20 protein-coding genes and 1 pseudogene are annotated in these 26,588 nt (G+C 73.1%); 16 read left to right on the top strand and 5 right to left on the bottom strand.

What is annotated here, in order from left to right; translation table 11 throughout:
• Nucleotides 1–14: 14 nt before the first annotated feature.
• Nucleotides 15–125, bottom strand: a pseudogene (locus CRM73_RS19945) (cadmium transporter); the annotation flags it as partial.
• A gap of 711 nt (nucleotides 126–836) precedes the next feature.
• On the opposite strand from CRM73_RS19945, the gene pheS reads away from it, so the two are divergent.
• The 3 genes from pheS to CRM73_RS10845 all read left to right on the top strand — a co-directional run bounded on the left by pheS (nucleotide 837) and on the right by CRM73_RS10845 (nucleotide 5,272).
• Nucleotides 837–1,907: a phenylalanine--tRNA ligase subunit alpha gene (gene pheS / locus CRM73_RS10855; RefSeq protein ID WP_229587691.1), complete on the top strand. Its 1,071-nt coding sequence runs from the start codon at nucleotides 837–839 to the stop codon at nucleotides 1,905–1,907.
• Nucleotides 1,908–1,910: 3 nt separating this feature from the next.
• Entirely contained in the window at nucleotides 1,911–4,463 is a 2,553-nt protein-coding gene (pheT, locus tag CRM73_RS10850) for a phenylalanine--tRNA ligase subunit beta (RefSeq protein WP_229587689.1), read from the top strand.
• A gap of 191 nt (nucleotides 4,464–4,654) precedes the next feature.
• Nucleotides 4,655–5,272 (top strand): hypothetical protein, encoded by a 618-nt coding sequence (locus tag CRM73_RS10845; RefSeq protein WP_229587687.1) that lies wholly within the window; start codon nucleotides 4,655–4,657, stop codon nucleotides 5,270–5,272.
• Between the two features lie 94 nt (nucleotides 5,273–5,366).
• Here CRM73_RS10845 and CRM73_RS10840 read toward each other — a convergent pair whose 3' ends face one another.
• Both CRM73_RS10840 and CRM73_RS10835 read right to left on the bottom strand, forming a co-directional pair.
• Entirely contained in the window at nucleotides 5,367–6,737 is a 1,371-nt protein-coding gene (locus tag CRM73_RS10840; protein WP_126350054.1) for a M1 family metallopeptidase, read from the bottom strand.
• On the bottom strand, nucleotides 6,734–7,702 hold the full coding sequence (locus CRM73_RS10835; RefSeq protein ID WP_035929620.1) for a quinone oxidoreductase: 969 nt from the start codon (nucleotides 7,700–7,702) through the stop codon (nucleotides 6,734–6,736). Before CRM73_RS10835 ends, CRM73_RS10840 begins: the two co-directional genes overlap by 4 nt.
• 332 nt (nucleotides 7,703–8,034) lie before the next feature.
• Between CRM73_RS10835 and argC the strand changes: the two genes are divergently transcribed.
• From argC to CRM73_RS10805, 6 genes are read left to right on the top strand one after another with little or no spacing between them, the layout of a single operon-like run.
• Complete coding sequence (gene argC, locus CRM73_RS10830) at nucleotides 8,035–9,084, top strand: N-acetyl-gamma-glutamyl-phosphate reductase (protein WP_031282701.1); 1,050 nt, start codon at nucleotides 8,035–8,037, stop codon at nucleotides 9,082–9,084.
• A complete protein-coding gene (gene argJ / locus CRM73_RS10825) occupies nucleotides 9,081–10,295 on the top strand; it encodes a bifunctional glutamate N-acetyltransferase/amino-acid acetyltransferase ArgJ (protein WP_017832880.1) in 1,215 nt (404 codons plus the stop codon). Before argC ends, argJ begins: the two co-directional genes overlap by 4 nt.
• A gap of 46 nt (nucleotides 10,296–10,341) precedes the next feature.
• Nucleotides 10,342–11,271: an acetylglutamate kinase gene (argB, locus tag CRM73_RS10820; protein ID WP_017832879.1), complete on the top strand. Its 930-nt coding sequence runs from the start codon at nucleotides 10,342–10,344 to the stop codon at nucleotides 11,269–11,271.
• Nucleotides 11,268–12,581: an acetylornithine transaminase gene (locus tag CRM73_RS10815; RefSeq protein ID WP_035929614.1), complete on the top strand. Its 1,314-nt coding sequence runs from the start codon at nucleotides 11,268–11,270 to the stop codon at nucleotides 12,579–12,581. Before argB ends, CRM73_RS10815 begins: the two co-directional genes overlap by 4 nt.
• A gap of 8 nt (nucleotides 12,582–12,589) precedes the next feature.
• The gene (gene argF / locus CRM73_RS10810) at nucleotides 12,590–13,558 is read left to right on the top strand and encodes an ornithine carbamoyltransferase (RefSeq protein ID WP_229587685.1); all 969 of its coding nucleotides are present in this window, start codon (nucleotides 12,590–12,592) and stop codon (nucleotides 13,556–13,558) included.
• Entirely contained in the window at nucleotides 13,555–14,049 is a 495-nt protein-coding gene (locus tag CRM73_RS10805) for an arginine repressor (RefSeq protein WP_017832876.1), read from the top strand. The genes argF and CRM73_RS10805 overlap by 4 nt, the downstream gene beginning before the upstream one ends.
• A gap of 40 nt (nucleotides 14,050–14,089) precedes the next feature.
• Here CRM73_RS10805 and CRM73_RS10800 read toward each other — a convergent pair whose 3' ends face one another.
• Nucleotides 14,090–14,533, bottom strand: coding sequence for an ankyrin repeat domain-containing protein (locus CRM73_RS10800; protein ID WP_017832875.1), 444 nt, complete (start codon nucleotides 14,531–14,533; stop codon nucleotides 14,090–14,092).
• A 194-nt stretch (nucleotides 14,534–14,727) separates the two neighbouring features.
• Here CRM73_RS10800 and CRM73_RS10795 point away from each other — a divergent pair, with 194 nt between their 5' ends.
• Nucleotides 14,728–16,248 carry a long-chain fatty acid--CoA ligase gene (locus tag CRM73_RS10795; RefSeq protein ID WP_035929606.1) on the top strand — a complete coding sequence of 507 codons (1,521 nt, stop codon included), beginning with the start codon at nucleotides 14,728–14,730 and terminating at the stop codon, nucleotides 16,246–16,248.
• Nucleotides 16,249–16,356: 108 nt separating this feature from the next.
• Here CRM73_RS10795 and CRM73_RS10790 read toward each other — a convergent pair whose 3' ends face one another.
• The gene (locus CRM73_RS10790) at nucleotides 16,357–18,033 is read right to left on the bottom strand and encodes a catalase (protein WP_229587683.1); all 1,677 of its coding nucleotides are present in this window, start codon (nucleotides 18,031–18,033) and stop codon (nucleotides 16,357–16,359) included.
• A 312-nt stretch (nucleotides 18,034–18,345) separates the two neighbouring features.
• Between CRM73_RS10790 and CRM73_RS10785 the strand changes: the two genes are divergently transcribed.
• From CRM73_RS10785 to tyrS, 6 genes are all read left to right on the top strand, one after another.
• On the top strand, nucleotides 18,346–19,557 hold the full coding sequence (locus CRM73_RS10785) for an argininosuccinate synthase (RefSeq protein WP_031282696.1): 1,212 nt from the start codon (nucleotides 18,346–18,348) through the stop codon (nucleotides 19,555–19,557).
• A 140-nt stretch (nucleotides 19,558–19,697) separates the two neighbouring features.
• Complete coding sequence (argH, locus tag CRM73_RS10780; protein ID WP_017832871.1) at nucleotides 19,698–21,146, top strand: argininosuccinate lyase; 1,449 nt, start codon at nucleotides 19,698–19,700, stop codon at nucleotides 21,144–21,146.
• Entirely contained in the window at nucleotides 21,143–21,823 is a 681-nt protein-coding gene (locus CRM73_RS10775) for a DNA-3-methyladenine glycosylase (RefSeq protein ID WP_031282695.1), read from the top strand. The genes argH and CRM73_RS10775 overlap by 4 nt, the downstream gene beginning before the upstream one ends.
• Nucleotides 21,824–21,877: 54 nt before the next feature.
• The gene (locus tag CRM73_RS10770) at nucleotides 21,878–22,384 is read left to right on the top strand and encodes an adenine phosphoribosyltransferase (RefSeq protein WP_017832869.1); all 507 of its coding nucleotides are present in this window, start codon (nucleotides 21,878–21,880) and stop codon (nucleotides 22,382–22,384) included.
• A gap of 118 nt (nucleotides 22,385–22,502) precedes the next feature.
• Nucleotides 22,503–24,761, top strand: a complete 2,259-nt coding sequence (locus tag CRM73_RS10765; RefSeq protein ID WP_229587682.1) for a UvrD-helicase domain-containing protein — start codon at nucleotides 22,503–22,505, stop codon at nucleotides 24,759–24,761.
• A 67-nt stretch (nucleotides 24,762–24,828) separates the two neighbouring features.
• Nucleotides 24,829–26,139, top strand: coding sequence for a tyrosine--tRNA ligase (tyrS, locus tag CRM73_RS10760; protein WP_109222415.1), 1,311 nt, complete (start codon nucleotides 24,829–24,831; stop codon nucleotides 26,137–26,139).
• The last annotated feature ends 449 nt before the right edge of the window (nucleotides 26,140–26,588 follow it).

Below are 26,588 nucleotides of genomic sequence, written 5' to 3'. Positions count from 1 at the left end.
TCGCTGCCGCTACGTCAGAGTCCGAAGGCTCCGCCGCTGACGAGGATCACGATGCCGAGGCCGATGAGAACGATGGGGAAGAGGATGTGCTCCCAGCGTTCGAGCACTTCGGCGATCGGGGGGCGGGGGCGTAGCCGCCGTCGGCGAGACCGGCCCCGATCTCGAAGGGGTTGCGGTGCGCCGGGTGTCCGCAGCGCAGCACCGACCACCCCGCGGCCAGGAGGTAGGCCGGCAGGAAGGGCAGGCCCAGCCACTGCGCCCACTGGGTCGCGTGGCGGGACTCGTGGGCCACGAGCCGGGGGCGGGCCGCGACGTCGTCGATCCCGGCGCGGAACAGGACCACGTTGCCCACGGTGAACGCCCCGGCCCGGGGCAGCCGGGGCCGGTAGCCGAAGCCCAGGATCAGCCCCTCCGGGCCGCGGACCAGCTTCGTCCGGGAGGCCGCGGCGACCAGCAGCCCCAGCGGGGTGGACAGGTTCGCCATGTTCCACACCTGCCGCAGGCGCGCCGCCCGGCTCGGTTCGGGTGTCATGGCACCAGCCTAGATCCGCTCGGCGCACCCCGTCCGGGCCGACGATCGCCACGCCTGCAATCACCCGGGCACGGAAGCAGCGGGGCAGCGCCGGCTCTCCTCCGCGCCGGACCGCGCCGCGCTCCGGTACCACCGGGTCGTCGACGTGCCGGAGAAGCGGTGGGCGGACCCTGCGGCCCGTGCCATAGACTGGAACACGCCCGCGATCCGTGCCGATCCGGGCTTTCCCGTGCTCCATGTCCCACGGACCGTGGGACGGCGTGCGCGGACGACCCCGTCCCCGAGCCGAAGAAGTCGCCAGCTGATGTCTGAACTGCCACCCGAGACCGCCCCGAGCGGCGCGGTCGACCCGACCGACGAGGCCGCGGTCGCCGCGGCCGTGGAGGCGGCCCTGGCCGCCGTCGGAAACGCCCAGGACCTCGACGAGCTCAAGGAGGTCCGGCTCACCCACGCGGGGGACCGCTCCCCGCTGGCGCTGGCCAACCGGCAGATCGGCTCCCTGGACAAGTCGCAGAAGTCCGCGGCCGGCAAGCTGGTCGGCCAGGCCCGCGGCCGCGTCAACCAGGCGGTCGCCGCCCGCACCACGGTGCTGGAGGAGGAGCGGGACGCCCGGATCCTCGTCGAGGAGGCCGTGGACGTCACCGCCGCCGGCCGGCGCCGGCGCCTGGGCGGGCGGCACCCGCTGACCAACCTCATGGAGCGCGTCGGCGAGACGTTCGTGGCCATGGGCTGGGAGGTCGCCGACGGCCCCGAGGTCGAGTCCGAGTGGTACAACTTCGACTCCCTCAACTTCAAGCCCGACCACCCCGCCCGGGAGCTGCAGGACACCTTCTTCGTGGACCCGCCCGAGGCGCACCTCGTGCTGCGCACGCACACCTCGCCGGTGCAGATGCGCACGCTGCTCAGCCGCGAGCTGCCGGTCTACGTCGTCGTCCCGGGGCGCACCTACCGCACCGACGAGCTCGACGCCACGCACACCCCGGTCTTCCACCAGGTCGAGGGTCTGGCCGTGGACAAGGGGCTGTCGATGGCCGACCTCAAGGGCACGCTCGAGCACTTCGCCCGGCAGATGTTCGGCCCGGAGGCGAAGATCCGGCTGCGGCCCAACTACTTCCCTTTCACCGAGCCGTCCGCCGAGCTGGACGTGTGGCACCCGAACGCCAAGGGCGGGCCGCAGTGGATCGAGTGGGGCGGCTGCGGCATGGTCCACCCGAACGTGCTGCGCGCGGCCGGCATCGACCCCGAGGTGTACTCGGGCTTCGCGTTCGGCATGGGCATCGAGCGGACCCTGATGTTCCGCAACAACGTCCCCGACATGCGCGACATGGTCGAGGGCGACGTCCGCTTCAGCGAGCACTTCGGGATGGAGATCTAAGACATGCGAGTTCCTTTGTCATGGCTGCGCGAGCACGCCCCCGTCCCGGCGGACGCGACCGCCGAGGACGTCCTGGCCGCCCTGGTGACGGTGGGCCTCGAGGAGGAGGACGTGCACCGTCCCGCGGACCACCTGAAGGGCCCGGTCGTGGTCGGCCAGGTGCTGTCCAAGGAGCCGGAGACCCACTCCAACGGCAAGACCGTCAACTGGTGCACCGTCCGCGTGGTCCCCGAGGGCCAGGAGCAGACCCTGACCGGCGAGGGCATCGACCCCTCCGGCGTGCAGGGCGTGATCTGCGGGGCCCACAACTTCGAGGTCGGGGACAAGGTCGTCGTGACCCTGCCCGGCGCCGTCCTGCCCGGGGACTTCAGGATCTCGGCGCGCAGGACCTACGGCCACACCTCCGCCGGGATGATCGCCTCCGTCCGGGAGCTCGGCATCGGCGAGGACCACGACGGCATCCTGGTGCTCTCGACCCTCGGCCTGGACCCGGAGCTCGGCACGGACGCCCTCGAGCTGCTCGGCCTCCACGACGAGGCCGCCGAGATCAACGTGACCCCGGACCGCGGCTACGCGTTCTCGATCCGCGGCGTGGCCCGCGAGTACTGCCACGCCGTGCACGAGCCCTTCACCGACCCGGCCGGGACCGTGGCGCCCCGGGTGCCCGCCCCCACCGCGGACGGCTTCCCCGTGGCCGTCGAGGACGACGCCCCGATCCACGGCAACCCCGGGTGCACCCGCTTCGTCGCCCGCACGGTGACCGGCATCGACTCGAGCGCCCCCACACCCCCGTGGATGTCGGCGCGGCTGCGCCTGGCGGGGATCCGCTCGATCTCCCTGCCGGTGGACGTCTCCAACTACGTGATGCTCGAGCTCGGCCAGCCGCTCCACTTCTACGACCTCGGGACGCTGACCGGCGGCATCGGGGTCCGCCGGGCGGCGCCGGGCGAGACCCTGACCACCCTGGACGGCAAGCGGCGCACCCTGGACCCCGAGGACCTGCTCATCACCGACGGGTCCGGGCCCATCGGCCTGGCCGGGGTCATGGGCGGGGCGGCCACCGAGGTCTCGGACGCCACCGTCGACGTCCTCGTGGAGGCGGCCCGCTTCGACGAGGTCTCGATCGCCCGCACCACCCGCCGGCACCGGCTGCCCTCCGAGGCGTCCAAGCGCTTCGAGCGCGGCGTGGACCCGCAGATCGCCCCGGTGGCCGCCCAGCGCGCCGTGGAGCTGCTCGTGGAGCTGGCCGGCGGCACGGCCGGGCCCGGGGTCACCGACGTGGACGCCACCACCGCCCCCGCGCCCATCGAGCTGCCCTGGGACCACCCGAGCCGCCGCACGGGCGTGGAGTACACGGCGGAGCAGGTCGTCGCGACCCTCACCGAGCTCGGCGCGCAGGTCGAGGCCACCGACGACGGATGGCGCGTCGTGCCCCCGTCGTGGCGGCCCGACCTGGTCGAGAAGGAGGACCTGGTCGAGGAGATCGCCCGCCTCGTGGGCTACGACGCGATCCCCTCGCGGCTGCCCGTGGCGCCCCCCGGGCGCGGCCTGACCGCTGAGCAACAGGCCCGCAAGCGGGTGGCCGACGCGCTCGCGGCCGCCGGGCTGACCGAGGTGCTCGCCTACCCGTTCGTCGCGCAGGCGGACAACGAGCTGTGGGGTGCCCCCGAGCCCGGGGTGCCCGTGCCGTCGGTGAAGCTGGCCAACCCGATCAGCGAGGCCCAGGGGATGCTGCGCGTGTCCCTGCTCCCGGGCCTGCTCGAGGTGCTGCGGCGCAACACCTCCCGCGGCTTCCGCGACCTGGCGCTCTACGAGGTCGGGCGCGTCTTCCGCCCCGGCGAGCAGCTCGGCAGCGCGAGCATCCCGCCGCTGGGGGCGCGCCCGGACCCGGCGGTGCTCGAGGAGCTCGAGGCCGGCCTGCCCGCCCAGCCGCGCCACCTCGCCGCGGTCCTCGCCGGCAAGGACGCGGCCGAGGGGCCGTGGACCGCGCCGCGCGCGTTCGACTGGCAGGACGCCCTCGACGCCGCCCGGCTGGCCGCCGAGGTGCTGGGGGTCGAGCTGACCGTCCGCCAGGGCACCCACCAGGCGTTCCACCCGGGCCGCACCGCGGTGCTCGCCACCGCCGACGGCACCCCGCTGGGCTACGCGGGCGAGCTGCACCCGCAGCTCGTCGCCGCGCAGGACCTCCCCGAGCGGACCGTGGCGATGGAGCTGAACCTCAGCTCGCTCACCGCGGCCGAGTCCGGGGTCGTCCAGGCGCGCCCGATCTCCGGCTACCCGGCCGCCACGCAGGACGTCGCGCTCGTGGTGGACGCCTCCGTGCCGGCCGCCGAGCTGCGGGCCGCGCTCGAGGAGGGCGCCGGGGAGCTCCTCGAGGACGTCCGCGTCTTCGACGTCTACCAGGGACCCGGCATCGAGGAGGGCCGGAAGTCGGTCGCCTTCGCGCTGCGCTTCCGGGCCCCGGACCGCACGCTGACCGCGGACGAGGCCTCCGCCGCCCGCGAGGCGGCCGTCGCCGTCGCCGCCGAGCGCCACGGCGCCGTGCTCCGCGGCTGAGCGGTCCCGCCCGGACGGCCCGCCCCCTCCGGGGAGCGGGCCGTCCGTCGTCCCCGCCCCGCCCGGGCGGTAACACTCGCGAACGCCAGGGAGTGCGCCGTCGACTTCGGTACTGTGGCACCGGGTCCCCGGCCGCGACCCCGGCGTTCGCGACCGACCCCCCTTCCCCGACCCCGTTCCAGGAGCGCAGCATGACCGAGGAGACCACCGACCGCCAGGAGCCGTTCTTCGCCTTCGACGACGAGCAGGACGTGCAGGACGGGCGCGCCCGCCGGTCGATCGCCTGGAAGCCGACGGCCGTGGGCCTGCTGGGGCTGCTCCTGGGCCTGGTCCTCGCGGTGAGCGCGGCCCTCGCCTGGGACGACTCCCGCAGGCTGGCCGGCTACGCGGACCGGTCGTGGGTGATCTCCGGGCAGTACCAGGACCTCACCAACGATCTGCAGACCAAGACCTGGAACCCCATCTACCGCGGGGTGCTGCCCGCGGACGAGGCGGTCACCGGGCAGCCCTTCGACTCGGGCCTCGCCGACCCGCGCGTCCCGGAGGCGGGGGAGGAGATCGTCTTCCGCGGCACGCAGACGGGCTCCGGCGAGGACGACTTCCACCAGGAGGCCGACGCGCTGCTCGCCGTCGAGGACGGCACCCTCCAGGTGGTCGAGACCGCCGAGGCGGGCGAGTTCGGGGACGGCGTCACCGCGGGCACCATCGCGTGGCAGCGCGTCCAGGCGGCCCTGCTGCTGCTCGCCGGTCTCGCCGCGGCCGGGGGCGGGGTCTGGTTCGCCCGCCGGCTCTACCGCCGGGAGCACTGACCGGCCGGCCGCCCGCGCGGCGCAACGGGCCCCCGCCGGACGCACAGCGTCCGGCGGGGGCCCGTTCCCGTCGGTGCCCGGGGGCCGGTGCGGGTCAGGGCAGGGCGGGCAGCTCCCGGCGGAGCAGCCACGCGTCGAGCAGGCCGTCGACCTCCGCCCACCGGTCCCGGGGCACGAAGCCCCGCAGGTGCTCCCGGAAGCCCGCCGTGCTCACCCACCCGTCCCGGTTGGCGGTGGCCCAGCCGCGCAGCAGCGTGCGGAAGGCGTCCTCGCCCACGGTCTCCCGGATCGCGTGGACGGTGAGGGCGCCCCGGACGTACACCACGTCGTCGAAGAGCCGCACCTGCCCGGGATCGCCGATGACGAGGTCCTGGCGCATCTTGGACAGGGTCCGGTGCGCCTTCTCCGCGTGCCAGCGGGCCGGCCGGTCGCCGGAGGCCTCCGACCAGATCCACTCCGCGTAGGACGCGAACCCCTCGTTGAGCCAGATGTCCTGCCACGCGGAGAGGACCAGGCTGTTGCCGAACCACTGGTGGGCCAGCTCGTGCGCCACGAGCCGCTGCTCCTCCCAGTCCGTGCCCAGCTGGTTCTTGCCGAACACGGAGCACGCGTAGCACTCGAACGGGTCCTCCAGCGACTCGTCGACGACCACCACGGTGTAGCTCGGGAAGGGGTAGGGGCCGAACCAGTCGTTGAACACCTCGATCATCCGGCCCTGCTCCGCGAAGGTCTTCTCCGCCTTCTTGCGCCGCTTCCTGGAGCACACCAGGTACTGGGGGACGCGCGAGCCCGAGAGCTCGTGCCGCTCGTACGGGCCGATCTGCACGGTGGCCAGGTAGGGCGGCAGCGGCACCCGGGACGTGTACACCCAGTGGCGCTCGCCGTCGCGCTCCACCACGGACTCCAGCTCGCCGTGGACCACCACCTCGTAGTCGGCGTCCGCGTGCACGGCGACCCGGTAGGTGGCCTTGTGGGAGGGGTGGTCCACGCACGGGAACCAGGTGGACGAACCGGTGGGCTGCCCGGCGACGAGCACGCCGTCGTCGAGCTCGGCCCAGCCGATCTCGCCCCAGGGCCCGTCCAGGGACTCGGGGTACCCCTCGTAGGCCACGGTGAGCGTGAACGCCTCCCCGGCGGCGACGACGCGCGGCAGGGTCAGCACGAGGCGGCTCCCGCGGTGGTCGGCGCGGACGCGGCGGCCGCCGAGCAGACCGCCGAGTCCGCCGGTGCCGAACCTGACGTCGGTCACGGCGAGCTCGGTGAGGTCCAGCTCGATCCGGTCCGTGTCGTGTAGCGCGCGGCAGGACAGGGTGGCGCGCGCCTCGAGGCCGTTGTCCTCGACGTCGTAGTCGAGGTCCAGGTCGTAGTGCTCCACGGTGGCCGCGCAGCACCCCACGAACGGGGTGTAGGGGTCCCGCGCGCCGTCGGCGCCGAGGAAGCGGTGCATCATCGGTGCGGCGCTCACGGGACCAGCAGCAGCTTGCCCTGGGCGGCGCGGGACTGGAGCAGCTCGTGGGCCTGCCGTGCCCGGTCGAGCGGGAACGTCTCGGCGACGCGGAGGGTCAGCGACCCGTCGAGCACCGCGTCGAACAGCTCGCCCGCGCGCCAGTTCCGCTCCTTCTCGTCGAGCAGGTAGTCGTTGAGGGTGGGGCGGGTGAGGAACAGGGAGCCGTGCTGGGCGAGCCGCTGCGGGTCGAGCGGGGGCACCTGGCCGGAGGAGCCGCCGAAGAGCACCAGCATCCCGCGCCGGCGCAGCGCCCGGAGCGACTCGTCGAAGGTGTCCTTGCCCACCGAGTCGTAGACGACGTCGGCGCCGCGGCCGCCGGTGACCTCCCGGACGTGCTCGGCGAAGCCCTCGTAGCCCACCAGGGCGAAGTCGGCCCCCAGGGAGCGCGCGGTCTCCGCCTTGGCCTGCGTGCCCACCAGGGCGACCACCGTGGCCCCGAGCGACTTCAGCAGCTGCACGGCGAGACCTCCGACCCCGCCCGCGCCCGCGGTGACGACGGCGACGTCGCCCTCCTGGACCGGGTACGTCGAGCGGACCAGGTAGTGCGCGGTGAGACCCTGCAGCGGGACGGCCGCGGCGACCTCGTCGGACACGCCGGAGGGCACGCGCAGGGCCTTGTCGGCGTCCACGAGGAAGGCGTCGGCGTAGGTCCGGGACGCCTGCGAGGTGGTGATCCGGTCGCCCAGGGCGAAGTGGCGCACCTCGGAGCCCACGCCCGTCACCACGCCCATGCCCTCGGAGCCCGGGGTGAAGGGGTGCTCCACGGGGTAGACGCCCTCGCGCTGGTACACCTCGATGAAGTTCACCCCCGCCGCGCGGGTCTCGACGAGCAGCTGGCGCGGACCGGGTTCGAGGTCCGGACGCTCGCCGAGGGTCAGGACCTCGGGGCCTCCGGCTCGCTCGACCATGACGCAACGGACCATGACGGGTACCTCCTGGAGATCGCGGACGGGAACCCTGCCATGGTAGGCACGGAGTCCCGCCGCGCCCTCCCCGCGGGGGTCGCCCAGGGGTAGCGTGTGCACAAGAGGGGGCACGGGAAAGCCCCCGTAATCATCGAGATTTGCAGACGGGAAGCGTAGATTCGGGGGCAGAGCCGTTCCGGGGGGAGCGCGAGAGCGGCCGTGGTCGATCCGAGTGGGGGGATCCTGACGTGCTCCGACGAGGCGCACCCGCGCCCCGCCCCGCCGGTCCTCCCCCCGTAGCGTGCATAAATATTGAAGACCATGCATAACTTTGAGCTAGAGTGGGTTCTATGACGTTCAGCGCAGCAGTGTCGGGGGCATCCGGCTACGCCGGTGGCGAGGTCCTGAGGATCCTCGCCGGTCACCCGCAGATCGAGATCGGGGCCGTGGGGGCCCATTCCAACGCGGGCCAGCGGCTGGGGGAGCTGCAGCCGCACCTGCACTCCCTCGCCGACCGGGTGCTCGTCGACACCACGGTGGAGAACCTCGCCGGCCACGACGTCGTCTTCCTCGCCCTGCCGCACGGCGCCTCGGCCGCGATCGCCGCGCAGCTGCCGGCGGAGACCGTGGTGATCGACGCCGGCGCCGACCACCGGCTCGACTCCGCCGAGGAGTGGGACCAGTTCTACGGGTCCCCGCACGCCGGGACCTGGCCGTACGGGCTGCCGGAGCTCGTCGTGGACGCCGAGGGCACCCGCCAGCGCGAGCAGCTCCGCGGCGCCACCCGCATCGCGGTGCCGGGCTGCTACCCGACCAGTGCCCTGCTCGCCCTGGGCCCCGGCTTCGCGGCCGGTCTCCTGGAGCCGGAGGACGTCGTGATCGTCGCGGCCTCGGGCACCTCCGGCGCCGGCAAGGCCGTCAAGGCGCACCTGCTGGGCTCGGAGGTCATGGGCTCGATGAGCCCGTACGGGGTGGGCGGCGCCCACCGGCACACCCCCGAGATCGAGCAGGGCCTCTCGAAGGCCGCCGGGCGCCGCGTGCGGATCTCCTTCACCCCGACGCTCGCCCCCATGCCGCGGGGCATCCTCACCACCGCCACCGCGCGGGTCCCCGAGGGCGTGACCGCCGCGCAGCTGCGGGAGGCCTGGGAGACCGCCTACGCGGCCGAGCCGTTCGTCACCGTCCTGCCCGAGGGGCGGTGGCCCTCGACGAAGTCGGTGGCCGGCTCCAACCACGCCCAGCTCCAGCTCGCCCACGACGCCCGGGCGGGGCGGGTCATCGTCACGTGCGTGATCGACAACCTCGTCAAGGGCACCGCCGGCGGTGCCGTCCAGTCCATGAACCTCGCCCTCGGCCTGCCGGAGGACACCGGCCTGACACTCCAAGGAGTCGCACCGTGAGAACGTACCCCTCCCAGCAGCCCGCCGGCACCCTGCAGGTCGACACCGCCCGCGGCGTGGCCGCCGCCCAGGGCTTCCGCGCCGCCGGCACCGAGGCCGGCTTCAAGGACTCCGGCGGACCGGACCTCGCCCTCGTCGTCAACGACGGGCCCCAGCACCACGTGGGGGCCGTGTACACGACCAACCGGATCACCGCCGCGCCCGTCCAGTGGTCCAAGGCCGCGACCGCGGACGGCCGGGCCGCCGCCGTGGTCCTCAACTCCGGCGGCGCCAACGCCTGCACCGGACCGCAGGGCTTCCAGGCCTCCCACCGGACCGCCGAGCTCGTCGGCGAGGCGCTCGGGGTCGGGGCCGGGGACGTGGTGGTGTGCTCCACCGGGCTGATCGGCATCCAGCTGCCCATGGACGTCATGGAGCGCGGCCTCCCCGGGGTCGTCGAGGCCCTCGGGGACGACGACGCCGCCGGGGCCGCCGCGGCCCGGGCCATCATGACCACCGACTCCGTCTCCAAGCAGGCCGCCTACGTCCGCGACGGGTGGACGGTCGGCGGCATGGCCAAGGGCGCGGGCATGCTCGCCCCGGGGCTGGCCACGATGCTCGTGGTGCTCACGACCGACGCGGAGCTCTCCTCCGACGCCCTGCAGTGGGCGCTCGAGGACGCGGTGAAGGTCACGTTCAACCGCACCGACTCCGACGGCTGCATGTCCACCAACGACACCGTGGTGCTGCTCGGCTCGGGCGCCTCCGGGATCACGCCGGACGAGTTCGAGTTCAGCCAGGCCGTGACCGCGGTGTGCCACTCGCTGGCCCAGCAGCTCATCACGGACGCCGAGGGCGCGTCCCACGACATCGAGATCACCACCGTCAACGCCGCGACCGAGCGGCAGGCGGAGGACGTGAGCCGCTCCGTGGCCCGCTCCAACCTCTTCAAGGCCGCGATCTACGGCAACGACCCCAACTGGGGCCGCGTCCTGTCCGCGGTCGGCACCACCGACGCCGCGTTCGACCCCGACCGGCTCGACGTCGCCATCAACGGTGTCGTGGTCTGCCGCAACGGCATGATCGGGGACCCGCGCGAGGGCGTGGACCTGGCCGCCGACCGCAGGGTCACCGTCCTGGTCGACCTCAAGGCCGGGGACGCCGACGCCACCGTCTGGACCAACGACCTGACCCACGACTACGTCGAGGAGAACAGCGCCTACTCCAGCTGACCAGCCCGCCCACCAGCACAGCACCGACCCACGGCGCAGGAGAACCATGACCGACCCGAGTGACCCGACCCGCTACGAGACCGCCCAGCTGAAGGCGGGCACCCTGATGGAGGCCCTGCCCTGGATCCAGCGCTACTCCGGGTCCGTGATGGTCTTCAAGTACGGCGGCAACGCCATGGTGTCCGAGCCGCTGCGGCAGGCCTTCGCGGAGGACATGGTGTTCCTGCGCCACGTCGGGATCAAGCCGGTCGTGGTGCACGGCGGAGGGCCCCAGATCAACCGCATGCTGGAGCGGCTGGGCATCGAGTCCGAGTTCCGCGGCGGGCTGCGCGTCACCTCCAAGGAGGCCGTGGACGCCATCCGCATGGTGCTGACCGGGCAGGTCCAGCGGGAGCTCGTCTCCCTGCTCAACGCCACCGGCCCGTACGCCGTCGGGCTCTCGGGGGAGGACGCCGAGCTGTTCCGCGCGGTCCGCCGGGGCACCGTGGTGGACGGCGAGGAGGTGGACCTCGGCCACGTGGGCGAGGTCGTCGGCGTCAACCCCGAGCCCGTCACCCAGCTCCTCGAGGCCGGGCGGATCCCCGTCATCTCCTCCGTGGCGCCGGAGGTCGACGCGCACGGCCGCCCCACGGGGGAGATCCTCAACGTCAACGCGGACACCGCCGCCGCCGCCGTGGCGGTGGCCTTGCGCGCCGAGAAGTTCGTGGCCCTCACCGACGTCGAGGGGCTCTACGCGAACTGGCCCGACAAGGGCTCCCTGATCGCGTCCCTCTCCGCCTCGGAGCTGCGCGCGATGCTCCCGAGCCTGCAGGCCGGGATGATCCCCAAGATGGAGGCGGCCCTGCGGGCCGTGGAGGGCGGGGCGCGCCGGGCGTCCATCGTCGACGGGCGCAGCCCGCACACGTGCCTGCTCGAGATCTTCACCGACACCGGCATCGGTACCCAGCTCGTCCCCGACCACGGAGCATCGTCATGACCGCCCAGCACACCGCCTCCCGCTACTCGGCCCAGACCGCCCTGCTCGGCGAGTACGCCGACTCGCTGCTCGGCGTCTTCGGCAGCCCGTCCCTCGTGCTCACCCACGGCAAGGGCGCCGTGGTCACCGACGCCGACGGCCGGGACTACCTCGACCTGCTCGCGGGCATCGCCGTCAACGCCCTCGGCCACGCCCACCCGCGCTGGGTGGAGATCGTCTCCCGCCAGCTCGCCACCCTCGGGCACGTCTCCAACTTCTTCACCTCCCCCCAGCAGATCGCCCTCGCCGGGAAGCTGCTGTCCCTGGCCGGCGCGCCCGCGGGCTCCCACGTCTTCTTCGCGAACTCCGGCACCGAGGCCAACGAGGCCGCGTTCAAGCTCGCCCGCCGCCACGGCCACGAGCACCCCGGCCCGGACGGCCGGCCCCGCGGCACCGTCCTCGCCCTCGAGTCCGCCTTCCACGGCCGCACCATGGGCGCCCTCGCCCTGACCGCCAAGGAGGCCTACCGGGCGCCCTTCGAGCCCCTCCCGGGCGGGGTCCGGCACATCCCCGCGACCGTCGAGGCCCTCGAGGAGCACCTCGACGGGACGGTCGCGGCGCTGATCGTGGAACCCGTGCAGGGCGAGGCCGGCGTGCGCGAGCTGCCCGAGGGCTACCTCCGGGCCGCCCGGGAGCTGACCCGCCGGCACGGTGCGCTGCTGGTCGTGGACGAGGTGCAGACCGGGATGGGCCGCACCGGCCGCTGGTTCGCCTCCTCCGCCGAGCTCACCGGCGACGACCTGCCGGACGCGATCACCCTGGCCAAGGGCCTCGGCGGCGGCTTCCCGATCGGCGCGATGCTGACCGTCGGCCCGGAGGTCTCCGCGCTGCTCGGGGCCGGCCAGCACGGCACCACGTTCGGCGGCAACCCGCCGGCCACCGCCGCGGGCCTCGCCACCGTCACCGTCATCGAGGAGGACGGCCTGCTGGAGCACGCGCGCACCGTGGGCGCCGTGCTCGGCGAGGGGCTGCGCGCGGTCCCCGGGATCGGCGACGTGCGCCAGCACGGACTGCTGATCGGCGCCGACCTCGAGGTCCCCGAGGGGGCCACCGCCCCGTTCGGCCCCGCCGTGGTCGAGGCCGCCCGGGACGCCGGATTCATCGTCAACGCGACCGGCCCCGGGACCCTGCGCCTGGCCCCGCCCCTGATCCTGACCTCCGAGCAGGCGCGCACCTTCCTCGACGCGCTCCCCGAGATCCTGCGCACCGCCGCCGCCGCGGTCACGGCCCCCGCCGCGACCTCGCCCGACTCCCCGCCGAAAGAAGCATGAACCCGTCCATGACCCCCCGCCACTTCCTCGTCGACACCGACCTCTCCCAGCAGGAGCAGACCGAGGTGCTCGAGCTCGCCGCCCGCCTCAAGGCCGACCGCTGGGCCCACCGGCCCTACGCGGGGCCCCAGACCGTGGCCGTGATCTTCGACAAGACGTCGACCCGCACCCGGGTCTCCTTCTCCGCCGGGATCGCCGATCTCGGCGGCAACCCGCTGATGATCAACCCGGGCGAGTCGCAGCTGGGCAAGGAGAGCGTGGCCGACACCGCGCGCGTCTTCTCCCGCATGGCCTCGACCATCGTGTGGCGCACCTACGCCCAGTCCGGGCTGGAGGAGATGGCCGCGGCCGCCACCGTGCCCGTCGTCAACGGGCTCTCCGACGACTACCACCCCTGCCAGATCCTCGCGGACCTGCTCACCGTCCGGGAGCACCGGGGCGGTCTCGCCGGGCTCACCTTCGCCTACCTCGGGGACGCCGCCAACAACATGGCCCACTCCTACCTGCTGGGCGGGGCCACCGCCGGCATGCACGTGCGCGTGGCCGGCCCGGCGAGCCACCTCCCGGACCCGGCGGTGGTGCGGGCCGCCGAGGAGCGCGCGGAGCAGACGGGAGGGTCCGTGCGCGTGACCACCGACCCGGCCGAGGCGCTCGCCGGGGCGGACGTGGTCTGCACCGACACCTGGGTGTCCATGGGCCAGGAAACGGAGACCGAGGCGCGGGCGGAGGTCTTCCGGGCGTACTCCGTGGACGCCGCGGCGATGGCCCAGGCCGCGCCCGGGGCGCTGTTCCTGCACTGCCTGCCCGCCTTCCGCGGCTCCGAGGTCGCGGCCGAGGTCATCGACGGCCCGCAGTCCGTGGTGTGGGACGAGGCGGAGAACCGCCTGCACGCCCAGAAGGCCCTGCTCGTCTGGCTCATGGCGCGCTCCGGGCGCTACGACCTGGGTGCCGCCGACGCCTCCGCCGTCCCCGCATGAGCATCCCCGCCACCAAGACCGCCCGGCAGGCCCGGATCGTGGCCCTCGTGACCGGAGGGGCGATCCACTCGCAGGCCGAGCTGGCCGCCCGGCTGGCCGAGGACGGCGTGCAGGTCACCCAGGCCACGCTCTCCCGCGACCTCGTGGAGCTCGGGGCCGTCCGGGTGCGCGAGGGCTCCGGCGCCCTCGTCTACGCCGTCCCGCAGGCCGGGGCCGACCGCTCGCCCGCCTCCGGGATCACCCAGGAGGTGCTCGACGCGCGCCTGGCCAGCCTGTGCCGCGAGCTGCTGGTCACCGCCGAGGCGAGCGCGAACCTCGTGGTCCTGCGGACCCCGCCGGGGGCCGCCCAGTACTTCGCCTCCGCCATCGACACGTCCGTGCTCCCCGCCGTCCTCGGCACCATCGCCGGCGACGACACCATCATGGTGGTGTGCCGGGCGGCGGACGGCGGCCACGCCGTGGCCCGCCGCTTCCTGGAGCTCGCCGAGTAGAGGTCCCGGCGCCGCCCCGTGCCGGCCGTGCGCCGCGCGCTCAGCGGGCCGCGTACTCCTCCAGGACGGGGACGAGCTCCGTGCGCTCGAAGACCCGGGCGAAGTCCAGGGCGGAGTGGGCGCCGGCCGTCTGCGAGGCCCCGGCCGCGAGCAGCGTCCGCACGATCGTCTCGTTGCCCCGGAAGACCGCGCTCATCAGCGCCGTCTGGCCGTTGTCGTTGACCCGGTCCGGGTCCGCCCCGGCCTCGAGCAGCGCCGCGACGGTCTCCTCGCGCTGGTGGTAGGCCGCGAGGACCAGCAGGGTGTCGCCCTTGCCGTTGGTGAGGTTCACCGGGACGCCGGCGCGCACGGCCGGCAGGAGGTTCTCCGTGTCCCCCGTCCGGGCCATCTCGAACAGGGAGAGCACGTAGGCCATCTCCTCCTCGGTCAGCTGGGGGGCCGCCGGGTCCTGCGGCTGGTCGGTCGGCTGGGGGTTCTCGGTCACGGGTGGTCCTTCGCGGTCGGTCGGATGCAGCTCCTGCCGGCCAGTTTATCGGGGGCGGGGACCGCGACACGCGCCACCCCCAAGTACCCGGGTCTTGACGTTGCAGTAACCGACTGGCACGCTCGTGTGACACAGCTCACCTCGTGCCCGTTCCTCGCGCCGGTGCCCGTGCACCGGGGATCCGGAGTTCCCCCATGACGAATCTCGCCACCCTGCTCACCGACACGGCCGCGGCCTCCCCGGAGTCCCGGGCGGTGGTCCTCGACGACAAGGTCCTGACCTACGGGGCCCTCGACGACCTGTCCGCGCGGGTCGCGTCGATGCTCGCCGCGGCCGGCGTCGGACAGGGCGACCGGGTGGCCCTGATCCTGCCCAACGTCCCCCACATGCCGATCGCCTACTACGGGATCCTGCGCGCGGGCGGGGTGGTCGTGCCCCTCAACCCCCTCCTCAGCCCCCGGGAGCTGGCGTACCACTTCGACAACGCCGAGGTGTCCCTGGTGCTCGTCTGGGAGGCGATGGCCGAGGCGACCCGCGCCGCGGTCGCGGACCTGGACCGGGACGTCCGGGTGGTCGAGGTCTCGGCCGCCGGCACGCTGCAGGCGCTCGCGGACGTCCCGCCGCGGCCCGGGGTCGCCGAGCGCGACGACGACGAGCCCGCCGTCCTGCTCTACACCTCCGGGACCACGGGCCGGCCCAAGGGCGCCGTCCTGACGCACCACAACCTCCGGGCCAACGCGGCGCTGTCCGCGGGCCTCTTCGACCTGGCGCCCGGGGACGTCATGTTCGGGGCCCTGCCGTTCTTCCACGTCTTCGGCCAGACCGTGGCGCTCAACGGCGTCGTCCACGCGGGGGCGACCGTCACGCTGCTGCCGCGCTTCGACCCGGCCAAGGCGCTGGAGATCCTGGCCCGGGACGAGGTCACGGTCTTCGCCGGGGTGCCGAGCATGTACGTGGCGCTGCTCGCCGCCGCGGACGGCGGGACGGTCGAGCTGCCGCACCTGCGGGCCGGGGTCTCGGGCGGGTCCCCGCTGCCGGTCGAGGTCCTGGAGCGCTTCGAGGAGGTCTTCGGCGCCCCCATCTACGAGGGCTACGGCCTGTCCGAGACCTCCCCGGTGGTGTGCTTCAACCAGAAGGACCGGGGACGCCGCCCGGGCTCGATCGGCACGGTGGTGCGGGGCGCGCAGCTGAAGGTCGTGGACGACCTCGGCGCGGAGGTCCCCGTCGGGGAGATCGGCGAGCTCGTGGTGGCCGGGGAGTACGTGATGGCCGGCTACTGGCGCAACCCCGAGGCCACCGAGGCCGCGATCCGTGACGGCTGGTTCGCCACGGGGGACCTCGCCCGGGTGGACGAGGACGGCTTCTACTACATCGTGGACCGCAAGAAGGACATGGTCCTGCGCGGCGGCTACAACGTCTACCCCCGCGAGGTCGAGGAAGTGATCTACCAGTTCCCCGGCATCGCCGAGGCCGCGGTGGTCGGGGTGCCGGACGAGGCGATGGGCGAGGAGGTCGCCGCCGTCGTCGCCTTCCGCGACGTGCCCGAGGCGGAGCGGGACGCGAAGGTCGACGAGCTGGACGCCTTCGTCCGCGAGCGCGTGGCCAAGTACAAGCACCCGCGCTACTACAAGGTGGTCGACGAGCTGCCGAAGGGCCCGACCGGCAAGATCCTCAAGCGCTCCCTCGACCTCGCGGGCGCCGGGCACCGCGGCTGAGCCCGCACACGGAAGGGGCCGGCCGCTGGACGCGGCCGGCCCCTCCTGCACGATGGGTCCGCACGGACACCGGGGGAGGCGCCCCGGACGGGGCGCCTCCCGGACGGGTCAGCTGGACATCATCGCGGGGCTCGCCTGCTGGGGCTCGCGCTCCACGGCCACGTGCTCGTTGGGCACGCAGTGGGTCATGGTGAGACCCGCCACGCTGCGCGGGCCGTTGTTGCCGAGGTTGGCCACGCGCTGCAGCTCCTCCTCGGAGAGACGCTGGGTGGCCAGGGGGTCCAGGTCCTTGACGTCCTCGAGGGAGACGCCGATGCCGTCGCCCACGCGGCGGCCCATCTCGTCCTCGACCATGTAGAAGTGCCAGACCATGCGCTCCTGGATCGGGCGGTCGCACTGGGAGAGCGCGCCGACCAGGTTGTCGATGAGCTCCTCCTTCTCCCACTCCTCCTGGAGCTGGAAGCGCTCGCCGGCCTGCTTGTAGTCGTTGGTCCGCTCGATCCGGGCGCGGGTCAGGCGCGCGCTGATCTCCGGGCCGACCTCGGGCTGGTACCCCTCGGGCTTCGGAGTCTCCTGCACGCCTCCGATGATGGACGGCTCGTAGTTCACGTGCGGGTTCTGGCCCGGGGCGTGGTCCACGGCGTAGGCCATCTGGCCGTCGCGCTGGTTGGTGGCCACCGGCGCCTTCGGCGCGTTGACCGGCAGCTGCAGGTAGTTCGGGCCCACGCGGTAGCGCTGGGTGTCCGAGTAGGAGAAGGTGCGGCCCACGAGCATCTTGTCGTCGGAGAACTCCAGGCCGTCCACCAGCACGCCGGTGCCGAAGGCGATCTGCTCGTTCTCCGCGAAGAAGTTCTGCGGGTTGCGGTTCAGCACCATGCGCCCGACCGGCTTCGGCGGGAACAGCTCCTCCGGCCACACCTTGGTGTCGTCCAGCGGGTCGAAGTCCAGCTCGGGGTGGTCGTGGTCCTCCATGACCTGGACCTGCAGCTCCCACTCGGGGTAGTCGCCGGCCTCGATCGCGTCGTAGAGGTCCTTGGTGTGCGAGCCGAGGGTCTGGGCCTGGATGTTCGCGGCGTCGGCCGAGGTGAGGGACTTCACGCCCTGCTTCGGGATCCAGTGGTACTTCACCAGGAGGGACTCGCCGGCGGCGTTGACCCACTTGTAGGTGTTCACGCCGAAGCCCTGCTGGTGGCGGTAGTCCGCCGGGATCCCGCGCGGGGAGAACAGGATCGTGATCATGTGCATCGCCTCGGGCGACTGGCTGAAGAAGTCGAAGGCGCGGTTGGCCACGCCGGCCTCGAAGTTCACGGGGTCCGGCTTCTGGGAGTGGATGAAGTCGGGGAACTTGATGGCGTCCCGGATGAAGAACACGCCCAGGTTGTTGCCGACGAGGTCCCAGTTGCCCTCCTCCGTGTACATCTTCACGGCGAAGCCGCGCGGGTCGCGGGCCACCTCGGAGGAGTCCCGGCCGCCGGCCACGGTGGAGAACCGCACGGCCACGTCGGTGCGCTTGCCGGCCTCGGCGAAGACCTTGGCGCGGGTGAACTTCGCGATGGGCTCGTCGCCGTAGGCGCCGTAGGCCTCGAAGTAGCCGAAGGCGGTGGTGCCGCGGGCGTGCACCACGCGCTCGGGGATGCGCTCGCGGTCGAAGTGGCTCATCTTCTCGAGAAACGCGTAGTTCTCGAGGGTCGCGGGCCCGCGCGAGCCGATGGTGCGGGTGTTCTGGTTGTCGTGGACCGGGTGGCCCTGACGCGTGGTGAGGGTCTGCTCGGGAACGTTCGTCATGGGGTTCCTCTCGGGGTAGGGACCGGGTGTGCAGGACGGCCGGGGCGCGTGGCCCCCGCCGTGGTGGGGTGCGGTCGGTCGGTCTGGATCACACCCGGTCCCCAGTATGTCGGAAGGGCCGGGCTATTGCTAGCTATTCATAATTGCGGAGTGGCGCACGGCACCTCCGCAGGTCGGAGGGCGGGCGCGGCCCGGCGGGGGAGTGCGCGGGACGGTCCGCAGAGTATGCATAAATACAAGTCGACGTGTATAGTCATGCACAGAAGGCGGGGCCACGCCGTGGCGCCCGGACCACCGACGAAGGAGAACACCGTGACCGAGCGTGTTGTGCTGGCCTACTCCGGGGGTCTCGACACCTCCGTGGCCATCGGCTGGATCGGCGAGGCGACGGGGGCCGAGGTCATCGCCGTCGCCGTCGACGTGGGGCAGGGCGGCGAGGACCTCGAGACCATCCGCCGGCGCGCCCTCGACTGCGGGGCCGTCGAGGCCTACGTGGCCGACGCCCGCGACGAGTTCGCCGCGGAGTACTGCATGCCGGCGCTGCAGGCGAACGCCCTCTACATGGACGCCTACCCCGTGGTCTCCGCGCTGTCCCGCCCGGTCATCGTCAAGCACCTCGTGGCCGCCGCCAAGCGCTTCGGCGCCTCCACCGTGGCCCACGGCTGCACGGGCAAGGGCAACGACCAGGTCCGCTTCGAGGTGGGCATCCAGACGCTGGGCCCCGAGCTCAAGTGCATCGCCCCGGTCCGCGACCTCGCCCTCACCCGCGACAAGGCCATCAACTACGCCGAGAAGCACCACCTGCCGATCGCCACGACCAAGAAGAACCCCTTCTCGATCGACCAGAACGTCTGGGGCCGCGCCGTGGAGACCGGGTTCCTCGAGGACATCTGGAACGCCCCCACCAAGGACGTCTACGACTACACGGACGACCCCACGTTCCCGCCGCCGGCCGACGAGGTCGTGATCAGCTTCAAGGGCGGCATCCCCGTGGCCCTCGACGGCCAGCCCGTCAGCCCGCTGCAGGCGATCCAGGAGATGAACCGCCGCGCCGGCGCCCAGGGTGTGGGCCGGATCGACATCGTCGAGGACCGGCTCGTGGGCATCAAGTCCCGCGAGGTCTACGAGGCCCCCGGTGCCATGGCCCTGATCGCCGCGCACCGTGAGCTGGAGAACGTGACGGTCGAGCGCGAGCAGGCCCGCTTCAAGCGGATGGCCACCCAGCGCTGGACCGAGCTCGTCTACGACGGCCAGTGGTTCTCCCCGCTCAAGCAGTCCCTCGACGCGTTCATCCAGGACACCCAGAAGTACGTGGACGGCGACATCCGGATGACCCTGCACGCCGGCCAGGCCACGGTCACCGGCCGCCGCTCGAACACCTCCCTGTACGACTTCAACCTCGCCACCTACGACGAGGGCGACGCGTTTGACCAGTCCCAGGCCCGCGGGTTCATCGAGCTGTTCGGCATGTCCTCGAAGGTCGCGGCGTCCCGCGAGCAGCGGATCGCGGCCGAGGGCAAGTAGCCCCCGAGCACGTAGGCTCGTCCCCAGCAGGAACGGGCACGACGACGGAGGGCCCCATCCCGGCGGTGGGGCCCTCCGCCCACGCCCGGCCGACCCGACCCCCGGCGGCCCCGGCCCCGGCGGAACCCACGAGGAGAGACATGGCGCAGCAGGACAAGCACGGCACCAACGAGGGCGCGCTCTGGGGCGGGCGCTTCGCCGGGGGACCGGCCGACGCCCTCGCGGCGCTGAGCCGGTCGACGCACTTCGACTGGCGCCTGGCCCCCTACGACATCGCGGGCTCCCGGGCCCACGCCCGGGTCCTGCGCACCGCGGGGCTGCTGACCGACGACGAGCTCGGGGGCATGCTCGACGCCCTCGACCGGCTCGAGGCCGACGTCCGCTCCGGGGCCTACGCGCCCGCCCCCTCCGACGAGGACGTCCACGGCTCCCTCGAGAAGGGCCTCATCGAGCGGGCCGGGCCCGAGCTCGGCGGCAAGCTGCGCGCCGGCCGGTCCCGCAACGACCAGATCGCCACCCTCGGGCGGATGTACCTGCGCGACCACGCCGCGATCATCGCCCGCAACGTGCTCGACGTCGTGCAGGCCCTCCTGGACCAGGCGAAGGCCCACCCGGAGGCCCCGATGCCCGGGCGCACCCACCTCCAGCACGCCCAGCCGGTGCTGCTGTCCCACCACCTGCTCGCCCACGCGTGGGCGATGCTGCGGGACGTGCAGCGCCTCGTGGACTGGGACGCCCGCGCCGCGGTCTCCCCGTACGGCTCGGGGGCGCTCGCCGGGTCCTCGCTCGGACTGGACCCGGGGGCCGTCGCCGCCGAGCTGGGCTTCGACTCCGCCGTGCACAACTCCATCGACGGCACCGCGGCCCGGGACGTCTACGCCGAGTTCTCCTGGGTCACCGCGATGATCGCCGTGGACATGTCCCGGATCTCCGAGGAGATCACCACGTGGGCCACCAAGGAGTTCTCCTTCGTCACCCTCGACGACGCCTTCTCCACCGGGTCCTCGATCATGCCGCAGAAGAAGAACCCGGACATCGCCGAGCTCGCCCGCGGCAAGGCCGGCCGGCTGATCGGCGACCTCACCGGGCTGCTGGCCACGCTCAAGGGCCTGCCGCTGGCCTACAACCGGGACCTCCAGGAGGACAAGGAGCCCGTCTTCGACGCGATCGACCAGCTCGAGGTGCTGCTGCCCGCGGTCGCGGGGATGATCGCCACCCTCGACTTCAACACCGGGCGGATGGCCGAGCTCGCCCCGCAGGGCTTCGCCCTCGCCACGGACGTGGCCGAGTGGCTCGTGCGCCAGGGCGTGCCCTTCCGGGACGCGCACGAGGTCGCCGGGGACGCGGTGCGCGTCTGCGAGCAGCGCGGGATCGAGCTGTGGGACCTCTCCGACGAGGACTTCGCCGCCATCTCAGACCGGCTCACCCCCGGCGTGCGAGAGGTGCTCACCGTGGCGGGTTCGCTGGCCTCGCGCAGCGCCCAGGGCGGCACGGCGCCGTCGGCCGTGGCCGCGCAGATCGGCGAGCTCGAGCGCCAGGTGGCCGAGGCCGCGGAGTTCTCGCGGCGGGCGCCGATCGTCGCAGGATGAGCGTGAACGGGCCCGTCACCGGGCCGGCGCTGCTCGAGCTGCTGTCCCGGCCGGCTCCCGAGGTGGCCCCCCGGCTGCTCGGGAGCCTGTTCGGCCACCGGACCGCCGAGGGCTCCGTGGTCCTGCGGATCACGGAGGTCGAGGCCTACGGCGGGCCGGACGGCTCCGACCTGCCGGACCCGGGGGCGCACACGTGGCGCGGGCGGACGGCGCGCAACGCCTCGATGTTCGGTCCGCCGGGCCACGTCTACGTGTACTTCACCTACGGCATGCACCACGCCGTGAACCTGGTCTGCCGCCCCGAGGGCACCGCCGGCGGGTGCCTGCTCCGCGCGGGCGAGGTCGTCGAGGGCGTGCCGCTGGCCCGCGCCCGCCGGGCCGCCGGACGCTCCGGCCCGGTGCCCGACGCCGCGCTGGCACGTGGCCCCGGCAACCTCGCCAAGGCCCTGGGCATCGACCTGACCCACGACGGCGCACCGCTCACCGCGGGGGACGCCGCGGCGCCGGGCTTCTTCCTGCGGCTGCCCGGCCCGGGGGACGCCCCCGCCGCCGGCCGCGGGCCCCGCACGGGGGTGTCCGGACCCGGCGGGACCCCCGAGTTCCCCTGGCGCTGGTGGCTGCCCGGCGAGGCCTCCGTGTCCCCGTACCGCGCCGCGGTCCCGCGCCGGCGCCGCTGATTCCGCGGGACCCGGACGGATAGCATGAGCGGTGTGACTGAATCCGTTGAGCAGATGATCGAGCGCCTGTGCGTGAAGATCCCCGACTACCCGGAGCCGGGGGTCCTCTTCCGCGACCTGACGCCCCTGTTCGCGGACGGTCCCGGCTTCCGGCGGACCGTCGACGCCCTGGCCGACGCCTTCCGCGGCCAGTTCGACCACGTGGCCGGCGTCGAGGCCCGGGGCTTCCTCATGGCGGGGGCCGTGGCCTACGCGACGGGCGTGGGCCTCATCCCGGTGCGCAAGGCCGGGAAGCTGCCCCGGGAGACCTTCCGCGAGGAGTACGTGCTGGAGTACGGCTCGGCGGTGCTGGAGATCCACACCGACGACGTCCCGCGCGGGGCCCGCGTGCTCGTGCTCGACGACATCCTCGCGACCGGCGGCACCCTCGGGGCCACGGCGCAGCTGCTGCACCGGGCCGGGCTGCACGTCGCCGGGTTCGGGCTGATCATGGAGCTCACCGACCTGCGGGGCCGCAGCCAGCTCGGCGGCCACCGGGTGCGGGCACTGTACCGGGTCTGACCAGGGGCGGAGCACCCCGGCGAAGCACTGTGACGCACCGCGCCGCCGGATCGCCGTCGGAACGCCCGCGGACCGGTAGAATCGATGGTCTGTTCGATCCGGAACGAGGTGTCCACCCATGGCAGAGACCGTCGCCACGATGGCGGCCGAGCAACTTGCTGTCGAACGCGCGTACGTCGCGATGCTCTACGACCGGCTCGACGAGCTGCGGGCCGAGAAGACCGCCGAGCTCGCGGCCGTGCGCCGCAGCGAGTCCTTCGGCAACCACCAGAACCGCGCGGAGCGTGACGCGTTCGCCTCCCACTACGAGGACCGGCTCGCCCAGCTCGAGGCCGTGGACCACCGGCTCGTCTTCGGCCGCCTGGACGGCCAGGACGGCGACCGCCGCTACGTCGGGCGCATCGGCCTGGCCACCGCGGACCACCAGCGGCTCATGGTGGACTGGCGCGCCCGCGAGGCCGCGGCCTTCTACCAGGCCACCGCGCAGAACCCCATGGGCATCAGGCGCCGCCGCCACCTCATCCTGGAGGGCCGCGACGTCGCCGCCCTCGAGGACGACGTCCTCGACCCGGACATGCTCGAGGACGAGGGGGTGCTCCACGGCGAGGGCGCTCTGCTCGCGGCGCTGAACCAGAAGCGCACCGGACGGATGTCGGACATCGTCGCGACCATCCAGGCCGAGCAGGACGAGATCATCCGCGCCCCGCTGCCCGGCGTCCGCGTGGTGCAGGGCGGGCCCGGCACCGGCAAGACCGCCGTGGCGCTGCACCGGGCGGCGTACCTGCTCTACGAGCACCGGGAGCGGCTGCGCAAGGCGGGAGTGCTGATCGTCGGCCCGTCGTCGTCGTTCATGTGGTACATCGAACGGGTGCTGCCGGCGCTCGGGGAGACCGGCGTCGTGATGTCCTCCCTCTCCGAGCTGTTCCCCGGCGTGGCGGCCGTCCCCGAGCGCGACCCCCGGACCGCCCGGCTCAAGTCCGGCCTCGACATGGCCGAGGTCGTGGCCCGCGCCGTGCGGGACCGGCAGAAGGTCCCGGCGGCGGACCAGGTCCTGCGCGTCGACTCCCACCGCGTGACGCTGACCCCGCGCACCGTCAAGCGTGCCCGGGACAAGGCCCGTGCCACGGGGAAGCCGCACAACGAGGCGCGCAACACGTTCGTGAAGATCGCCCTGCGCGAGCTCACCGAGCAGCTCGGCGAGCACCTCAACACCACCAGCGGCAACGTCATGGACCGCTCCTACCTCGCGGAGGACATCCGGCAGTCCCGGGACGTGCGGATCGCGCTCAACCTCGCGTGGATGCCGCTGTCGCCCCAGAACCTCGTCGCGCAGCTGTTCAGCAAGCGGCACTACCTCGAGTCCGCAGCCCCGCACCTGAGCGCCGCCCAGGTCGAGGCCCTGCTGCGCCCGGCCGACGCCCCCTTCACCGTGGCCGACGTGCCGCTGCTGGACGAGGCCGCCGAGCTGCTGGGCGACCTCGACGAGGCCGGGGTGCGCCGGCGGGCCGAGGCGGACCGGGAGCACCGCAAGGCCACGGACAACGCCGAGCACGCGCTGGCGAACATGCACCAGAGCCTCGAGGACGTCGGCGCGGACGGCATCGTGACCGCGGCCCAGCTCACGGACTTCAACGCGGTCACCCAGCACCGGATGACCGCCGCCGAGGCCGCGACCGCGGACCGTACGTGGGCCTACGGGCACGTCGTGGTCGACGAGGCCCAGGAGCTCTCGCCGATGCAGTGGCGCGTGCTCATGCGCCGGTGCCCCATGAAGTCGTTCACCGTGGTCGGCGACATCGCCCAGGCGGGCTCGGCCACCGCCGCCCGCAGCTGGCAGGACGCCCTCGAGCCCTTCGTGGGGGAGCGGTTCGTCCTCGACGAGCTCACGGTCAACTACCGCACCCCCGCCGAGATCGCCGAGGCCGCGGTCGACGTCGCCCGGGCCGCCGGCCTGGACATCTCCGCCCCGCGGGCCGTCCGGGAGGGCGAGCCGCCGATCGTTCAGCGGGTCGGCGCCGCGGACGTGGTCGAGGGCGTCCTCGAGCAGGTGCGCACCGAGCTCGACCTGGTCAGCGGCGGGCTCGTGGCCGTGGTCGTGCCCGAGGACCGCGTGCAGGAGGTCGGCACGGCACTCGCCGGGGCCCTGCCCGGTCTCGTGGGTGCCGGGGTCCGCCGGCTGGACCGGCAGGTCGTGGTCCTCTCCGCATGGGACGCCAAGGGACTGGAGTTCGACTCGGTGGTGGTCGTCGAGCCGCAGGCGCTCGTCGAGGAGGTCGGCGGCGGGGTCGGCAACCTGTACGTGGCCATGACCCGGCCCACCCAGCGGCTGCGCGTCGTCGCCGCCCGGCCGCTGCCGGCCGGCCTCGACCGGTTCTGACCCCGGGCCGCCGGGGGCACCGGGACGCGGAGGGGAACCCCCTCCGCGTCCTGGTACCTTGGAAGCCGTGTCGAACGCAATAGACCTGGACCTCCAGCACAACGATCCGTCCTTCGCCAACGTGTGGCAGGAGCTGCAGTGGCGCGGCCTCGTGCACGTGTCGACCGACGAGGCGGCCCTCGAGCGGTCGCTCGCGGAGGAGAAGGTCACCTACTACTGCGGGTTCGACCCCACCGCGGCGTCCCTGCACCTCGGGCACCTGGTGCAGCTGCTGCTGATGCGCCGGCTCCAGCTCGCCGGTCACCACCCGATCGGGCTCGTGGGCGGGTCCACCGGTCTGATCGGGGACCCGCGGCAGAGCTCCGAGCGGGTCCTGAACTCCCGGGAGACCGTCGCGCAGTGGGTGGACCTGCTGCGCGCCCAGGTCGAGCGCTTCCTCTCCTTCGAGGGCGAGAACCGGGCCGTCATGGTCAACAACCTGGACTGGACCTCCCAGCTCTCCGCCATCGACTTCCTCCGCGACATCGGCAAGCACTTCCGTGTCGGCACGATGATCAAGAAGGACATCGTGGCCAAGCGGCTGAACTCGGAGGAGGGGATCTCCTACACCGAGTTCAGCTACCAGATCCTGCAGGGACTGGACTACCTGAACCTCTACCGCGACCACGGGTGCACCCTGCAGACCGGGGGCTCCGACCAGTGGGGGAACCTGACCTCCGGGACCGACCTGATCCGCAAGGTCGAGGGCGTGTCCGTGCACGCCGTCGGCACCCCGCTGATCACCAACTCGGACGGCACGAAGTTCGGCAAGTCCGAGGGCAACGCGGTGTGGCTGGACCCGGAGCTCACCTCGCCCTACGCCTTCTACCAGTTCTGGCTCAACACGGCCGACGCGGACGTGGTCGACCGGCTCAAGGTCTTCACCTTCAAGACCCGGGCCGAGATCGAGGAGCTGGCGCGCTCCGTCGAGGAGGAGCCCTACAAGAGGCAGGCCCAGAAGGTCCTCGCCTGGGAGGTCAACTCGCTGGTGCACGGGGAGGAGGCGACCGAGAAGGCGATCGCGGCCTCGGCCGCCGTCTTCGGACGCGGCGAGCTCACGGAGCTCGACGCCGAGACCCTGGACTCGGTCGCCCGGGAGCTGCCCGGTGCGAGCGTGTCCTCCGGAGCGCTGCAGGTCGCCGACCTCCTCGTGGCCACCGGGCTGTCCGAGTCGAAGTCCGCCGCGCGCCGGACCCTCAAGGAGGGCGGGGCGTACGTCAACAACGAGAAGGTCGTCGGCGAGGACGCCGAGCTCGGGCCCGGCCAGCTCCTGCACGGCCGGTGGGCGCTGCTGCGCCGCGGCAAGAAGCACCTCGCCGCCGTCACCGTGGAGGCCTGATCCGGGCCCGATCCGCCCACCACCCCCGTCCGGGAGCCGAGCTTGCAGGCCCCTGGGCGGGGGTGTAGTGTTCATCGAGTCGTCAGGCAGGGCCGAGAGGCCGGCGGGCGACGACACCGCAAAGAGCAGCAGGACCGAGAGGTGCTGCCTAGTTCATGCGGGAGCGACCGTTCAGGTCGGTCCGGACCCGGAACAACGCAAGTTGACACGCCGAGAACGGACTGCGTAGGATGGTCGAGCTGCCTGAGGCGGGGAACGAAGTCTCCGACGCGGAGGGCACCGAAAATTCCAACACGGTTTCCGGGTGTGGTGCCTGGTTGCTGGTCTGTTGTTTGAGAACTCAATAGTGTGCCATGTTTGTTGATACCGGATGTTTTATTCGGTTGATTGGTTGTCGCCGTCCTGCCTCCGTGGGGTGGTGGCGACATTTTCAGCCGGGGTTTGATGTT

It is taken from the genome of Kocuria sp. CCUG 69068 (assembly GCF_020833785.1).
Taxonomy (GTDB): Bacteria; Actinomycetota; Actinomycetes; order Actinomycetales; family Micrococcaceae; genus Kocuria; species Kocuria rosea.
This window is presented reverse-complemented; position numbering and strand designations above follow the sequence as displayed.